Consider the following 13930-nt stretch of genomic DNA (forward strand, 5'->3'; position numbering starts at 1 on the left):
AGAACTTCATGGCGACCATTGCAACGATCTCCAGCAGTCCGTCGTTTTCCTCGCGTACCGACGCGGTGCTCGACCACGTCACCAAGCGCCTGATCAGCCACGGCCACACCGTGACCCCGATCGTGTTGCGTGACCTCCCGGCCGAGCCGTTGCTGCGCGGTCAGGCCGACGATCCGGCGATCGCCGCCGCGGCCGCGGTACTGGAGGCCGCGGACGCGGTCGTGGTCACGACGCCCGTCTACAAGGCGGCGTACTCCGGGTTGCTGAAGGTGTTTCTCGATCTGCTTCCGCAGTACGCGTTGAAGGGCAAGACAGTGTTGCCGTTAGCAACGGGTGGTACGCCGGCGCATGTACTGGTCATCGACTACGCGCTCCGGCCGGTGCTCACCAGCCTCGGCGCGGGGGCGATCGGGCAGGGGTGGTTCGTACTGTCGTCGCACATCCAGGTCTACGACGGCGGCGGGCTGTTGCTCGATCCGGCGGCGTCCGTGCCGCTGTACCAGGTGACCGAGGCGTTCCTCGCGACCGTCGAGGGCGAGGCGGTGGTCGAGAGTACGCCGCTGCAGCTCGGCGCGGTGGAGGCGGTCCGGGTACGGCCGGACGATGCCGAGGCGGCGCCGCTGCTGGCGGACCTGGTCGTCGAGTACAGCACGCGGTACGGGCGGACCAACGAGAACACACAGCTGACCGAGGTACCTCCGTCGGACTTCCATGCCGAGCGTGGCGGGGCGTTCCTGCTGCTGAGGTACGGCGGGAAAACGGTGGCCGGCGGGGCGATCCGGCGGTACGACGACGAGACCGCCGAGGTGAAGCGGATGTGGACATCGCAGGTGCACCGGCGCCAGGGGCTCGGGCGTCGGGTGCTTGCCGAGCTGGAGGCGGCGGCGGGAGATCTGGGGTATCGGCGGTTGTACCTGACGACGGGGCCGCGGCAGCCGGAGGCGGCGGCGTTGTACGTCGCTGCCGGCTTCGAGCCGCAGTTCGATACCGCGGCGGATCCGGAGTCGATCGGGCCGTTGGCGTTCGTGAAAGAGATTCCGGTGGCGCTGAAGGTGGCGTCATGATCGTCGGGCTGGAGATCGACGGGGCGGGTGCGGATCCGGCTGCGTGGCGTGGGGCGGAGGTCGATCCGCGGGCGATCCTGACCGGTGCACTGGCGGTACGTGCGGCGCAGCGGGCGGAGGCGGCCGGGGTCGACCTGGTGACCTTCGCCGATGCGTTGGAGGCGCCGGAGGACGTGCCGGAGCAGGTGAGTGTGCGGCTCGATGCGCTTGGGCTGGCGGCGCGGGTGGCGCCGGCGACGGAGCGGATCGGGTTGTTGCCGGCGATCACTGTGACGCATACGGAGCCGTTCCATGTGCAGGCGTCGGTGGCGACACTCGACCACATTTCGGGTGGGCGGGCCGGGTGGGTCGCGGATGTGTCCACGTCCGCTGCGGCGGCCGAGGTGGTCGGGCGGCGGCAGCCGGTACCCGTCGCGGAGACGTGGCGGGAGGCGCGGTACGTCGTCGATGTGAGCCGGCGGTTGTGGGACTCGTGGGAGGACGACGCGATCGTCCGGGATGCTGCCACCGGGAGGTACGTCGACCGGGAGAGGCTGCATTACGTCGACTTCGTTTCGCCAACGTTTTCCGTGAAGGGTCCGTCGATCGTTCCGCGACCTCCGCAGGGGCATCCGGTCACGGCTATCCGGGTGAACACACCGGCGGCGCTGGAGGCCGCCCGCGACGCGGACCTGGTCCTGCTGCCGGACTCGGAGGACGTCGCCGCCCAGATCCAAGCACTACGCGCGAACCAGCGCCAGTCGGCCGCCGGCGGAAGGAGTGTCGGCGGCGGCCAGAGCGCTGGCGGCGGCAGGAGTGTCGGCGGCGGCCAGAACGTCGGCAGCGCCAGGAGCGTCGGTGTGACGGCCGACGCCGCCGGCCGAGCCGTCTCCGTCACCCCGGACAGCGCGAGCCCGGACCAGGGCTCTCGGCCCGGTGTTCGGCCGCCGGAGTCGGACACTGCGGACCGGGTGGCGGGAGTTTCGCGGAGTGGGCCGGTGGTGTTGGTGTCGGTGGGGGTGCGGCCTCATGTGGATGGGGTTGACGGGTTGGTTGCAGCGGTTGAGGAGTGGGTTGCCGCAGGGGTTGACGGGGTGCATCTTCGGCCGGGGTCGCTCGAGCTGGATGTGCCGGTGATTGCGGACGAACTGTTGCCGCGGTTGCGGGAGCTCGGGCTGGTCGGGGCTGCGGAGCGAGGTGGGAGCCTGCGCGGACGGCTCGGGCTGGGGCGGCCGCGGAACACGTTTTCGGGGAGTGCGCGATGACCAAGCAGATCCATCTGGCCGCGCATTTCCCGGGGGTCAACAACACCACTGTCTGGTCGGACCCGGCGTCCGGCTCGCAGATCGACTTCGCCTCCTTCCGGAAACTCGCGGAAACAGCGGAACGCGGAACCTTCGACTTCTTCTTCCTGGCCGAAGGACTGCGACTGCGCGAGGTGAAAGGCAGGATCCACGACCTCGACGTCGTCGGCCGCCCGGAATCCCTCACCGTGCTCAGCGCACTGGCCGCGGTCACCACCCACCTCGGCCTGGCCGCAACGGTGAACTCGACCTTCAACGAGCCGTACGAGCTCGCCAAGCGCCTCGCCACCCTCGACCACGTCTCCGGCGGACGTGCCGCCTGGAACGTCGTCACGTCCTGGGACGCCTTCACCGGCGAGAACTTCCGCCGCGGCGGCTACCTGGACAAGTCCGACCGGTACGTCCGCGCGCAGGAATCACTGCGGATCGTCCGGAAACTGTGGGATTCCTGGACCGGTGACGACCTCGTCCTCGACCAGGCATCAGGCAGCTTCGCCCGCGAGGGCGCTGGGGCCTTCGCGGACGCCGGCCCGCACTTCGACATCCGCGGACGGTTCGGGCTGCCGCCGTCGCCGCAGGGCCGGCCGGTGATCATCCAGGCCGGGGACAGCGACGAGGGCCGGGAGTTCGCCGCGGCCGGCGCGGACGTGATCTTCAGCCGGCACGGGACGTTCGCGGCCGGGCAGACCTTCTACAAGGACGTGAAGTCCCGGCTGGCGAAGTACGGCCGGAGTGACGAGTCGCTGAAGATCATGCCGGCCGTGACGGTGGTGGTCGCGGACACGGACGCCGAGGCGATCGAGAAGGCGGCGTACATCCGGGAGCAGCAGGTTTCCGGGCCGACCGCTCTGGTCCTAGCGGAACTGCTGTGGGGCCGCGACCTGTCGGCGTACGACCCGGACGGGCCGTTGCCGGCCGAGGACCCGGTCGTCGGGTCGTCGGTGACGCAGGGCCGGGTCGGGTACAACGACCCGTTCCCGATCGTCGCGGAATGGCGGGCGCAGGCCGAGGCCAACGGATGGTCGCTGCGGCAGACGGTCATCAACCAGCAGAACCGGCAGACGTTCGTCGGTTCGCCGACCACGGTCGCGGAGGCGGTCAACCGGCACGTCCAGGAAAATGCGGCAGACGGTTTCGTACTCGTTCCGCATCTCACTCCGGGCGGCCTCGACGACTTCGTCGACCGGGTCATCCCGCTGCTCCGCGAGTACGGCGTCTTCCGCTCGGAGTACAGCGGTACGACGTTGCGCGATCACCTCGGACTGTCGCGATGACGGTTTCGGAAATGCGTCCGTGGAAGGTTCCGCCGGCGACCGTGGTGTTCGTCGGCGGGGGTCCGCGGACGGTGGGGCTGCTGGAGCGGTTCGCGGCCGGCGCGGAGGAGCTGCTCGAGGGTCGCGACGTACACATCCATGTCGTAGATCCGTACCCGGTGGGTGGCGGGCGGATCTGGCGGCGGGAACAGTCGCGGCTGCTCTGGATGAACTCGATGACGTCCGACATCACGATCTTCACCGACGAGTCGGTGGAGTGCGAGGGGCCGATCGTGCCGGGTCCGGACCTCGCGAGCTGGGTCGCCGGTGAGGGCGCGGTGATCCTCGAGAAGGCCGGGCTGGAGCCGCCCGGGCCGATGGACTTCCCACCGCGGCTGGTGCAGGCGGAGTACCTGGCGTGGGTGTGGGAGCGCGTCGTCCGCGATCTCCCCGCAACCGTCAGCACGCACCGGGAGCGGGCCGTCGAGCTCACCGCGGACCAGCGGGTGATCCTCGAGTCCGGTACGGAGATCGCGGCCGACGCGGTGGTCCTTGCCCTCGGCTACCTGGATCGGTTGCCGACGGCATCGGAATCGGCGTGGGCCGCGCAGGCCGCGGACGCGGGGCTGACCTACATTCCGCCGGGGTACACCGCGGACGTCGACCTGGACGGGCTGTGGCCACAGGCGCCGGTGATCGTGCGCGGGTTCGGCCAGGCGTTCGTCGACCTGATGGTGCTGCTCACCGAGGGCCGCGGCGGCTGGTACGACGAGTGCGACGGGCTGCTCACGTACCGCCCGTCCGGCGACGAGCCGATCCTGTACGTCGGCTCCCGCCGCGGCGTCCCGTACCACGCGAAACTCGGCTACACCGTTGCCGGCACCAAGCCGGTCCCCACGCACTACCTGACGAAGGAAGCGCTGGGCGACGGTCCGCTCGACTTCGATCGCGACGTACTGCCGTTGATCGAGAAAGAGCTCGCCTACGCCCACTACAAGCAACTGTTCGGTGCGCATTCCGAACGAGTACGCATGCCTTGGGAGGAGTTCGCAAAGGCGCTGGACAGCTGGACGCCCGTGACAGCCCAGGACTGGGGGCACAGCGGATTCGATGTCGAGCCTGTTGCGGCGCCCTCGGCCGCCCCGCCACCGGCGCGCGGCACCACCGCAGCCCCGCCCTCGGCGTGGGGGCAGTTGACGGATGCTGCGTTCGCGGCGGTGGTTGCTGGGGCGGTGCCTGATCCGGTGGATCGGTTCGTTCGGCGCGAGGTGGATCGGCCGTTGGACGGACTCCGCTGCGCGGATCGGGAGCGGTTCGAGCAGTTCATGGTCGAGCTGATCGAGGACGATCTGCTGCGGCGGGCGGACCCTTCCTGCTCCGCCGATCTGGCGGTGTTCAACGCCTTGCTCAGCGTCTACAGCGTGTTGTCGCGGGCGATCACCGACGGTCAGCTGTCGGACGAGGACCGGGTGCGGAAGGTGGAGCGCGAGTGGCACGGGTTCTTCTCGTTCGTGGCCAGCGGGCCGCCGCCGCGGCGGCTGGAGGAACTGCTCGCGCTGCATCGCGCCGGGATCGTCCGGTTCGCCGGGCCGGACCTGGATGTTGCCATCGACAACGATGAGTTCGTTGCCCGGAGCCCCGGTGTCGCGGGTGAGATCCGTGCCCGCGCGTTCGTCGAGGCCCGGCTGCCGAGTCCCGACGTACTCGCGGCCTCGGATCCACTGCTGCGCGGCCTGCTGGGATCCGGCGCACTGGCCGCCGACGAGTTGTTCGCTTCCGACGGAACCAGCCTCGGCGGAGGCCAGCTCAAGGCCGACTCGCGGTCCCGCGCGGTCCGCGCCGACGGCTCGGTGCACCCGGCGCTGTTCCTGCTCGGGCCCTCGGTGTCCGGCTCGGCCGGATCGTCCGGGTTCTCTCGCCCGCACTTCAACGGTCCCGGCTTCCGGCAGAACGACGCCGTCGCGCGGGACCTCCTCAAACTGCTCGCCCCGACCGTACGGAAGGAAGAACGCCATGCCAGTTGAGTTCCTGGGCATCGCCGGCACCAACCCGGCCAGTGAGGTCACGCCGCGGACCGGCGGCCCGCTGGACCTGGAGTACACCTCGAAGCTCGCCCGCGCCCACGAGGACAACGGATGGGACCGGATCCTGTTCGCCTACCACTCCGGCTCGCCCGACCCCGCCCAGGTCGCGGCGTACGTCGCAGGCCGCACCGAGCGGATCAACCTGGTGGTCGCGCACCGGCCGAACGTCGCCTATCCGACACTGACCGCGAAAACGTTTTCGACGCTGGATCAGATCAGCAACGGCCGGTTCGAGGTGCACGTGATCACCGGCGGCTCGACCGCGGACCAGGCGGCCGAAGGCGACTACCTGGCGAAGGACGACCGATACGGACGGACCCGCGAGTTCATCCAGATCCTCAAGCAGGCCTGGACGTCGGACGAACGGTTCGACTTCGACGGAAACCACTACCGGTTCGAGCATTTCCTGGCCGACATCAAGCCGGTCCAGCAGCCGCGACCGCGGATCTCCTTCGGCGGCTCGTCCCCGGCCGCGTACGCCGTGGGTGCGGCCGAGGCGGACGTCTTCGCGCTCTGGGGTGAACCGCTGGCCGGGACCCGGGAACAGCTCGCGACCATCGACGCGGCGGCCGCCGCCGCGGGCCGGGCGGACCGGCCGACGATCCAGATCGCGTTCCGGCCGATCATCGCGCCGACCGAGGAACTCGCCTGGGCAAAGGCGGAAAACGTTGTCGGCCGCATCAAGGAAGCCCAGAACCCGCCCCTAGCTTCGCTCGGGGCCGAGGAGGCAACCGGCGGGGTTCGGGCGAGTACCAGGCTGCGCTCGAAGACCCCGGAAAACGCGGGATCGCAGCGGTTGCTGAAGGCAGTCGCGGCCGGTGAGCGGCACGACCGAGCGCTCTGGACCGCGCCGACCGGGCTGACCGGCGGCGGCGGAAACTCCACGGCACTCGTCGGAACGCCGGAAACCGTCGCCGCCGCCCTTCTCGACTACTACGACCTCGGGATCCGGATCTTCTCCGCCCGCGGCTACGACATCTACGACGACGCGATCGACTTCGGGCGGCACGTCATCCCGCTGGTCCGGTCCGAGGTCGCCCACCGCGAGCAGAGGAAAGCGTCATGACGGTTGTTTCCGACCTGGAGCAGGACTGGCACACCTGGCACACCGCCCGCGAGCACGACCTGGACACCGACTACGGCTGGCTGTCGATCGTCGCCTTCGACTGGCTGTCGCCGACGCCGACCGCGATCGAGGGTCTGCCCGGGCGATGGTGGGCCGACCAGCGCGCGTACGTCACGGCCGCCGGCGAGCTGACACTCGGCGGGGAGCCGGTCGAGGGAACGGTTTCCGCAACGGTTCCGGAAGCCGGATCTCTCAGCTGGCTGCTGTACGGCGACCGGCTGGCGGAGCTCGTCCTCCGGGGCGGCCGGTACGCGATCCGCCAACGGGATCCACGCGCCACGACACGCCAGGGCTTCGCCGGCGTACCGGCGTACCCGCTGGACGACGCGTGGATCGTCACCGGGTACTTCAGCCCGTACTCCAAGGCGCAGCGGGTGGAGGTGTCGACCGCGCGCGACGACCTGCGGCAGCACATCACCGCCGTCGGCACGGTGCACGTCGCGCTCGGCGGTACGGCGTACGAGCTGGTCGCGACGTCGGCGGGCGACGACCGGCTGAACGTGTCGTTCCACGACCGGACGAACGGCGAGGAGACGGCGCCGTGGCGGTTCGTCACGACCGGTCCGGTGCAGTCCGACGGGTCGGTGCGGATCGACTTCAACCGGACGATCAACCTGCCGTTCGCGTTCACCGCGTACGGGACCTGCCCGGCTCCGGTGCCGGGTAACCGCCTCGCGCTCCCGGTGACCGCCGGCGAGAAGCGGGTCAGATGAAGTTCTGTACGTACACGCTGATCGACAACTCGCCCGACCCGGTCAGCGGCGTACAGCTCTCGCCGGCCGAGCGGTTCCAGCACGTGGTCCAGCAGGCGCAGTGGGCCGAGGAGCTGGGCTTCGACGCGTACGGCGTGGGGGAGCGGCACGCACAGCGGTTCATCTCCTCGTCGCCGCCGGTCGTGCTGTCGTACATCGCCGCCGTCACGTCGCGGATCCGTTTGCTGACCACGGTGACGGTGCTGTCGTTGCTGGACCCGGTGCGGGTGGCGGAGGACTACGCGACGCTCGACCAGCTGTCGGGCGGGCGGCTCGACATCATCATCGGGAAGGGCAACGACCCGGACCAGAACGCGCTGTTCGGGTACGAGCTCGACGATCAGTGGGACCGAAACCGGGAGAAGTACGAGCTGCTCCGCCGGCTGCTGCGTGAAACCGGGGTCACGTGGTCGGGCAGCTACCGGCCGGCGCTGACGGACGCGACCACGCAGCCGCGGCCGTTCCGGGCGGACGGCATCTCGTTGTGGCACGGGTCGGCGTCGTCCACCGAGTCGACCGAGCTGGCGGCGCGCTGGGGCGATCCGCTGTTTTCCGCAAACGGTTTCCATCCGCTGGCGAAGTACGCCGGACTGATCCGGCACTACCGGGAGCGCTGGGAGGCGTACGGGCGGGACCCGGCGGATGCGGTGGTCGGCGCCGGGTTCAACGGGCTGTACGTGAAGAAGACCTCGCAGCAGGCGGTCGACGGGTACCGGCCGATCTTCGACGCGTTCATGGACTCACCGGGCGCCCGGCACAATCAGTTGCCGTTCCGGACACTGGAGGAGTTCCTCGAGGGCGGGTCCGTCCTGGTCGGGTCGCCGGAACAGGTGATCGACAAGTTCGGCAGGTACCAGGAAAGTTTCCGCCACGAGCTTTCCGGGATTTCCTTGGAGGTCCCCGGACTCCCGGCGGACGAGAACCGGGAGTCGGTTGAGACCTTCGTCACGGAGGTGCTGCCGACCCTGCGCTCGGCGTACCGCAGCCGGGTCTGGAACTAGCCGTACGTTGGCTCCTGCGGCCAGCCTTCGGGGGAGTCCTCCCAGTCCTCCTGGCGGCCGTACGGAGCCAGGTCGCTGACGGTCGTGCTGAACAGCAGCCGGTCGACGCCGCGCTGGCCGGTCGTATACGTCCGGTAGACGGTGTCGCCGTCGCGGAAGAAGACGTTCAGCAGGAACCCGCCGCCCGCGCCGCAGTCCGCGGAAAACGTCGTACCGGCCGAGGACGCGAACGGGACGTGCTCCCAGCCCATCTGCTTCCAGTACCCGGCCATCTGGTCGAGCGGCATGTCGGAAACCGTCGCCCAGGCGATGCCGTTGCGGGCCAGGCCGGAGAGGTTGGCGACGTTCTTGGTGAAGTACGTGCAGCCCGGGCAGAAGTGGTCCGGGCCGGAGTGCATGAACTGGTAGAGCGCGAGCTGCCGCTGGTCGCCGAAGAGCTCCCGGAGCGTGACCGGGCCGTCCGGCCCGGCGAAGGTGTACTCGCCGAACTCCACCATCGGCAGCCGCCGGCGCTGGGCCGCCAGGCGGTCCTCGGCACGGGTGGCCGCCTTCTCGGCGGTCAGCAGTTCGGCGCGGGCCCGTTCCCACTCCGCGGCCGGCACGACCGGGGGCATCGCTGTCTCGGACATGGTGGTTCCTTTCGTAGGTCCTGCCCTGATGACGAAGCGGCTCCGGGGTTCTCGACATCGGATCCGAAAAATGGTCCGGAGCACTGCTGTGGACCCGGTATGCTTTCCGGGACGGACTGAGGGGCCTGCAAGGCGCTCCTGACTCGATTTCACATCGGGCCGGGAGACCGTGTAATCTCTCTCCTCGGCCCGCCCCTTTAGCTCAGTCGGCAGAGCGTCTCCATGGTAAGGAGAAGGTCTACGGTTCGATTCCGTAAAGGGGCTCTGAGCACGGCATCCCATCTCCGGGTGGGATGCTGAACTCACCCGGCGGGGTAGCTCAGGTGGTTAGAGCACACGGCTCATAATCGTGGTGTCGCGGGTTCGACTCCCGCCCCCGCTACCTGGCAAGGCAGTATCTCGAGAGTGCGATCACCTCAGTTGCGCACTCCTGACAGAAGAGGCAGCAGTGGCCAAGTCAACCGACGTTCGCCCGAAGATCACGCTGGCATGCACGGTCTGCAAGGAGCGGAACTACATCACCAAGAAGAACCGGCGGAACGACCCGGATCGTCTTGAGCTGAAGAAGTACTGCGCGCGCTGCAACGACCACACCGAGCACCGCGAAACCCGCTGACCGTAGCTCCCCCGCAAGCCGCTCCGCACGTCGGAGCGGCTTTGTGTTGTGCTCGGGGAAAGCTGGGTGGTGGGCTCGCACCGTGAGACCCGCTGACCGTAGCTTTCCCGCAAGCCGCTCCGCATGTCGGAGCGGCTTTGTGGTGTGTGGTCAGACCGTGAGGATGGGGCGGCCGGACTCGTAGGCCGTGCGGCGGTCGGCTCTAGGGGTTAGGCAGCAGGAGCCGCAGAGGGTGCCGTTGCCGGACTCGCTCGTGTAGTAGAGGCAGCAGGTGTTGCGCAGGTAGACGAGCTTCCCGCCCGCCACCTCCACGTCGCCCAGCCGCCCGAGCCCGCCCGGCGCCTTCGCCGCGAACGTCTGCCACCGTTCGAGCAGGTACCCGGGCTCCACCGTCACCTCCTCACGCGTCGCCGCGCAGAACCCCATCGCGCACCCGGCCGCCACCCCGCCGTACACCTGCCGCAACCCCGCCCGCGTCCGCCGCTGCAGCTCCTCGGACAGCGGGAGCAGATGCTGCCGCAGTACGACGTCGTACAACGTCTCCAGCCCACCGGGGAGGAAGTCGGCCGACCGTACGGCGACCGCCGCGATCCCGTGGCCGTCGTGCGGCCGGACCCAGAGGTTCTGCGGGCGGATGTCGAGGACGTGGCCCTCCAGCGCCCACAGCAGCAGCGCGGTCGCCGGCGCCCGCCCGGCGTAGAACGACATCATGCTGAGCGCGTTCGCATGCGCCGTACGGTGGCGACTGGCCTCGTCGTCGCGCTTGAGCAGCTCGGTCAGCTCCGGGCTGCCGGGCTCCAGGATCCGGTCCACCCGCAGCCACTCGGAGCCCGTCGGCTCGCCGATCTCCACCCGGTACCGAGGCGCGTACTTCGCCAGCGCCGCCACAGCCGTCACGATCTACCTTCCGTCCGGAATCGTGGGCGGCGGAAACCCGCGCCATAGTCTGCCAGTAAGGTTGGCGGATATGACGATCGACGCCACGATGGTCGGCCGGAGCTACGCGGCCGCCGAGTCCTACCAGGTCGGCCGGGAGAAGATCCGGGAGTTCGCCGACGCGATCGGTGACGGTAACCCGGCGTACCGGGGCGCTGACGCGATCGCGCCGCCGACGTTCGCGTTCGTGCTCGGCAGCCGCGCGCTCGAGCAGCTGCTGAACGACAAGGAGCTCGGCCTCCGGCTGGACCGGATCGTGCACGGCGCGCAGAAGTTCAGCTACATCCGCCCGATCAAGGCCGGCGACGACATCGCCGCGACCGCCACCATCACCGCCGTCCGCAAGGCCGGTGACGTCGAGGTGATCATGTACGAGACCGCGCTGACCACCGTCGACGGCGAGCCGATCGCCACGTCGACGTCGACCATCTCGCACAACCGGGCGGACGCATGATCGAGCGGAGCGAGATCATTATCCAGCGCAGTTCGACTCGTGCCTCATCGGCGCCCGGAGTGAAGCGAGGACGTCGATGAGTCTGGCCGGCACCGAGCTTCCGCCGCTGACGATCACGCTGCGGCGCGAGGACCTGGTCCGGTACGCCGGGGCCAGTGGCGACTTCAACCCGATCCACTGGAACGACCGGATGGCCGCCGCGCTCGGGCTACCCGGCGTGATCGCGCACGGGATGCTCACGATGGCGTCCGCGGTGCGGGTGGTGACGGACTGGATCGCGGATCCGGCCGATCTCGTGGAGTACGGCGTACGGTTCACGAAGCCGGTCGTCGTACCGGATGACGACAAGGGCGCGACCGTGACGTTCTCCGCGAAGGTCGACAAGGTCACGGAGGGGCTCGCCGAGATCGACATCACGGCGCTCGCCGGCGAGGAGAAGGTGCTCGGACGCGCCAGGGCGGTCGTGCGGGTCCGGTGAACACCCACGTGTCGCTGGCCGGCTACACCACGCTGCGGGTCGGCGGACCGGCCGACAAGTTCATCGAGGTCACGACCGAGGCGGACCTGATCGCCGCGGTCCGGGACGCGGACGCCGCCGGGGAACCGGTGCTGCTGCTGTCCGGCGGGAGCAACGTGGTGATCGGGGACGACGGGTTCCGCGGGACCGTGGTGAAGGTCGCGACGTCCGGTGTCCGGGTCGACGCGGACGCCTGCTCCGGCGCGATGGTGCACGTCGCGGCCGGCGAGGACTGGGACGGCGTGGTCCAGCGGGCGATCGCGGAGGAGTGGAGCGGGCTCGAGTCGATGTCCGGGATCCCCGGGCTGGCCGGGTCGACGCCGGTGCAGAACGTCGGCGCGTACGGGCACGAGGTCGCGGAGACGGTCGCGTCGGTGCGGGTCTGGGACCGGAGCCACGGCACGGTGCGGACGGTCTTCGCGGCGGACTGCGGGTTCGCGTACCGGAACTCCCGGTTCAAGGCGGATCCTTCGCGGTACGTCGTACTCGAAGTCGCGTTCCAGCTCAGGCTGGGTGACCTGTCGGCGCCGGTCGGGTACGCCGAGCTGGCGCGGGTGCTCGACGTGGAGCCCGGGTCGCGGGCGCCGATGACCGAGGTCCGCGAGGCCGTCCTCGGCCTGCGCCGGAGCAAGGGCATGGTGCTGGACCCCGCCGACCACGACACGTGGAGCGCGGGCTCGTTCTTCACCAACCCGATCCTCGACACGCCCGCCGAGGTCCCCGCCGGCGCACCCCAATGGCCGCAGCCCGACGGCCGCGTGAAGACCAGCGCCGCCTGGCTGATCGAACACGCCGGCGTCTCGAAGGGCTTCACCATCGGCAACGCCGCCGTCTCCAGCAAACACACTCTGGCCCTCACCAACCGCGGCCAAGCCACCGCCAAAGAACTCCTCACCCTCGCCACCCACGTCCGCACCCAGGTCCAGCAGTCCTTCAACATCACCCTGGTCAACGAACCCGTCCTGGTGAACTGCGCCCTCTGAGCCTGTACCGAAGAACTGGCAGTGGTGCCGTTCTGGTTGAGCAGACCCGGCCGGCGCCGCCTACGCTGGTCGCGAGTCCGGGACCACTGCCCGTTCTTCGGTACCTGTGGACAACGCTGCGCACGAACCGGCGCCGCCAGGCAGGATGCTCGGATGACGTCCGTCGTGGAGGTACTGGCCCGGCTGGGAGGCTGGTCCACTGCCGCCGTACTGGTGCAGCTGACGTCGCGCCGGGCGTTGGCGGCGGCCGTCCGGCGAGGGGAGGTCGAGCGCTTGACTCGCGGCATCTACGGACTCCCGGGGATCGCGACGGATCTGGCAACGGCTGTCGCGTACGACGGAGTTCTGTCGCACCTGAGCGCAGCCGCGATCTGGCAGCTGCCGTTGCTGCACACTCCGGAGAAGCCGCATCTCATACTGCCGAGGAACAGGAAGGCCCGGGCGGGGCCGCCCGCGGTGCTGCACTGGGCCGATCTCCCCGGAACCGATCGACGTGCGCGCCGGACGTCACTGCCGCGCACGGTCCTGGATTGTGCCCGGATTCTTCCGTTCGGCGAGGCCTTGGCGGTCGCTGATGCCGCGCTTGCGACCGGCCTGATGAACGCCGACGAACTGGTCGCGTCGGCGGGCGCCATGTCCGGCCCGGGCCGGCCGAATGCGGTCCGGGTGGCCGCTGCCGCGATCAGGTTCGCCGAGAGTTTCCTCGAGTCGATTCTGCGGAGCCTGCTGATCGAGGCGGGCGTCGAGGGCTTCGAGGCGCAAGTGCTGGTGGAGACCGACGGTGGTTGGGTTCGCGTGGATCTCGGGAATCGGGTGGCCCTGATCGCGCTGGAGGCGGAGGGGTTCGAGTTTCATGGCTCAGCCGGGAAGTTCGCCGCTGACTGTCGGCGGTACGACGACCTGGTCGCGGTCGGCTGGCTGGTGCTCCGGTTCACGTATCAGCAGATCTTCGGCGATCCCCGATGGGTCGTGGCGACGGTCATGGGTGCGGTCGCGCAGCGGGTCGGCGTACCGAAGAACGGGTAGTGGTGCCGGCCCCGGCTGCGGCGGCAGGCGGGTCCTGGTCAGGAACCTGGCCTCAAAGCCGACCACTGCCCGCTCTTCGGTACACGGTTCGGGCCCTGAAAAACTTCTGCAGGGGGTCTTCCCAAGCCTGAGTGTGCTCGCTAATCTTTTGCGCAATCTGGTGGGAGGTGAGTTGTGAGGCGCAAAAGATTTTCTCGGCGGGAGGT

General features: G+C 69.5%; 14 protein-coding genes and 2 tRNA genes. 14 read left to right on the plus strand and 2 right to left on the minus strand.

Annotated elements, in window-relative coordinates; all coding sequences use genetic code 11:
• Positions 1-8: 8 nt before the first annotated feature.
• From ssuE to JOF29_RS03355, 7 genes are read left to right on the plus strand one after another with little or no spacing between them, the layout of a single operon-like run.
• Positions 9-1064 carry an NADPH-dependent FMN reductase gene (gene ssuE, locus JOF29_RS03325; protein WP_209692748.1) on the plus strand — a complete coding sequence of 352 codons (1056 nt, stop codon included), beginning with the start codon at positions 9-11 and terminating at the stop codon, positions 1062-1064.
• Positions 1061-2308 carry an LLM class flavin-dependent oxidoreductase gene (locus JOF29_RS03330; protein WP_209692749.1) on the plus strand — a complete coding sequence of 416 codons (1248 nt, stop codon included), beginning with the start codon at positions 1061-1063 and terminating at the stop codon, positions 2306-2308. Before ssuE ends, JOF29_RS03330 begins: the two co-directional genes overlap by 4 nt.
• Positions 2305-3621 carry an NtaA/DmoA family FMN-dependent monooxygenase gene (locus tag JOF29_RS03335; protein ID WP_209692750.1) on the plus strand — a complete coding sequence of 439 codons (1317 nt, stop codon included), beginning with the start codon at positions 2305-2307 and terminating at the stop codon, positions 3619-3621. Before JOF29_RS03330 ends, JOF29_RS03335 begins: the two co-directional genes overlap by 4 nt.
• Complete coding sequence (locus JOF29_RS03340) at positions 3618-5624, plus strand: FAD/NAD(P)-binding protein (protein WP_209692751.1); 2007 nt, start codon at positions 3618-3620, stop codon at positions 5622-5624. Before JOF29_RS03335 ends, JOF29_RS03340 begins: the two co-directional genes overlap by 4 nt.
• A complete protein-coding gene (locus JOF29_RS03345; protein WP_209692752.1) occupies positions 5614-6750 on the plus strand; it encodes an LLM class flavin-dependent oxidoreductase in 1137 nt (378 codons plus the stop codon). Before JOF29_RS03340 ends, JOF29_RS03345 begins: the two co-directional genes overlap by 11 nt.
• Complete coding sequence (locus JOF29_RS03350) at positions 6747-7523, plus strand: DUF1684 domain-containing protein (RefSeq protein ID WP_209692753.1); 777 nt, start codon at positions 6747-6749, stop codon at positions 7521-7523. Before JOF29_RS03345 ends, JOF29_RS03350 begins: the two co-directional genes overlap by 4 nt.
• Positions 7520-8563: an LLM class flavin-dependent oxidoreductase gene (locus JOF29_RS03355; RefSeq protein WP_209692754.1), complete on the plus strand. Its 1044-nt coding sequence runs from the start codon at positions 7520-7522 to the stop codon at positions 8561-8563. Before JOF29_RS03350 ends, JOF29_RS03355 begins: the two co-directional genes overlap by 4 nt.
• On the opposite strand, the gene JOF29_RS03360 is transcribed toward JOF29_RS03355, so the two are convergent.
• Positions 8560-9192: a DUF899 family protein gene (locus tag JOF29_RS03360; protein ID WP_245357428.1), complete on the minus strand. Its 633-nt coding sequence runs from the start codon at positions 9190-9192 to the stop codon at positions 8560-8562. The genes JOF29_RS03355 and JOF29_RS03360 overlap by 4 nt on opposite strands.
• 191 nt (positions 9193-9383) lie before the next feature.
• On the opposite strand from JOF29_RS03360, the gene JOF29_RS03365 reads away from it, so the two are divergent.
• From JOF29_RS03365 to rpmG, 3 genes are all read left to right on the plus strand, one after another.
• Positions 9384-9456: transfer RNA gene (locus tag JOF29_RS03365), tRNA-Thr, on the plus strand.
• A 44-nt stretch (positions 9457-9500) separates the two neighbouring features.
• Positions 9501-9574: transfer RNA gene (locus JOF29_RS03370), tRNA-Met, on the plus strand.
• Positions 9575-9640: 66 nt separating this feature from the next.
• Positions 9641-9808, plus strand: coding sequence for a 50S ribosomal protein L33 (gene rpmG, locus JOF29_RS03375; RefSeq protein WP_209692755.1), 168 nt, complete (start codon positions 9641-9643; stop codon positions 9806-9808).
• A 150-nt stretch (positions 9809-9958) separates the two neighbouring features.
• Here rpmG and JOF29_RS03380 read toward each other — a convergent pair whose 3' ends face one another.
• Positions 9959-10705 carry a (2Fe-2S)-binding protein gene (locus tag JOF29_RS03380; protein ID WP_307863127.1) on the minus strand — a complete coding sequence of 249 codons (747 nt, stop codon included), beginning with the start codon at positions 10703-10705 and terminating at the stop codon, positions 9959-9961.
• 70 nt (positions 10706-10775) lie between these two features.
• On the opposite strand from JOF29_RS03380, the gene JOF29_RS03385 reads away from it, so the two are divergent.
• From JOF29_RS03385 to JOF29_RS03400, 4 genes are all read left to right on the plus strand, one after another.
• Positions 10776-11198, plus strand: a complete 423-nt coding sequence (locus JOF29_RS03385; RefSeq protein WP_209692756.1) for an FAS1-like dehydratase domain-containing protein — start codon at positions 10776-10778, stop codon at positions 11196-11198.
• Between the two features lie 76 nt (positions 11199-11274).
• Positions 11275-11676, plus strand: coding sequence for a MaoC family dehydratase (locus JOF29_RS03390; RefSeq protein ID WP_209692757.1), 402 nt, complete (start codon positions 11275-11277; stop codon positions 11674-11676).
• On the plus strand, positions 11673-12698 hold the full coding sequence (locus JOF29_RS03395; protein ID WP_307863128.1) for a UDP-N-acetylmuramate dehydrogenase: 1026 nt from the start codon (positions 11673-11675) through the stop codon (positions 12696-12698). The genes JOF29_RS03390 and JOF29_RS03395 overlap by 4 nt, the downstream gene beginning before the upstream one ends.
• A gap of 153 nt (positions 12699-12851) precedes the next feature.
• Complete coding sequence (locus tag JOF29_RS03400) at positions 12852-13724, plus strand: hypothetical protein (protein ID WP_209692758.1); 873 nt, start codon at positions 12852-12854, stop codon at positions 13722-13724.
• Positions 13725-13930: the final 206 nt, after the last annotated feature.

This window comes from Kribbella aluminosa (assembly GCF_017876295.1).
GTDB lineage: Bacteria > Actinomycetota > Actinomycetes > Propionibacteriales > Kribbellaceae > Kribbella > Kribbella aluminosa.

Bases quoted from the DNA above. Each gene is read 5' to 3' on its own strand.
- JOF29_RS03355 (WP_209692754.1), top strand. From the start codon at position 7,520: ATGAAGTTCTGTACGTACACGCTGATCGACAACTCGCCCGACCCGGTC.
- JOF29_RS03385 (WP_209692756.1), top strand. From the start codon at position 10,776: ATGACGATCGACGCCACGATGGTCGGCCGGAGCTACGCGGCCGCCGAG.
- JOF29_RS03400 (WP_209692758.1), top strand. From the start codon at position 12,852: ATGACGTCCGTCGTGGAGGTACTGGCCCGGCTGGGAGGCTGGTCCACT.
- ssuE (WP_209692748.1), top strand. From the start codon at position 9: ATGGCGACCATTGCAACGATCTCCAGCAGTCCGTCGTTTTCCTCGCGT.
- JOF29_RS03390 (WP_209692757.1), top strand. From the start codon at position 11,275: ATGAGTCTGGCCGGCACCGAGCTTCCGCCGCTGACGATCACGCTGCGG.
- JOF29_RS03360 (WP_245357428.1), bottom strand. From the start codon at position 9,192: ATGTCCGAGACAGCGATGCCCCCGGTCGTGCCGGCCGCGGAGTGGGAA.
- JOF29_RS03350 (WP_209692753.1), top strand. From the start codon at position 6,747: ATGACGGTTGTTTCCGACCTGGAGCAGGACTGGCACACCTGGCACACC.
- JOF29_RS03335 (WP_209692750.1), top strand. From the start codon at position 2,305: ATGACCAAGCAGATCCATCTGGCCGCGCATTTCCCGGGGGTCAACAAC.
- JOF29_RS03340 (WP_209692751.1), top strand. From the start codon at position 3,618: ATGACGGTTTCGGAAATGCGTCCGTGGAAGGTTCCGCCGGCGACCGTG.
- JOF29_RS03330 (WP_209692749.1), top strand. From the start codon at position 1,061: ATGATCGTCGGGCTGGAGATCGACGGGGCGGGTGCGGATCCGGCTGCG.
- JOF29_RS03345 (WP_209692752.1), top strand. From the start codon at position 5,614: ATGCCAGTTGAGTTCCTGGGCATCGCCGGCACCAACCCGGCCAGTGAG.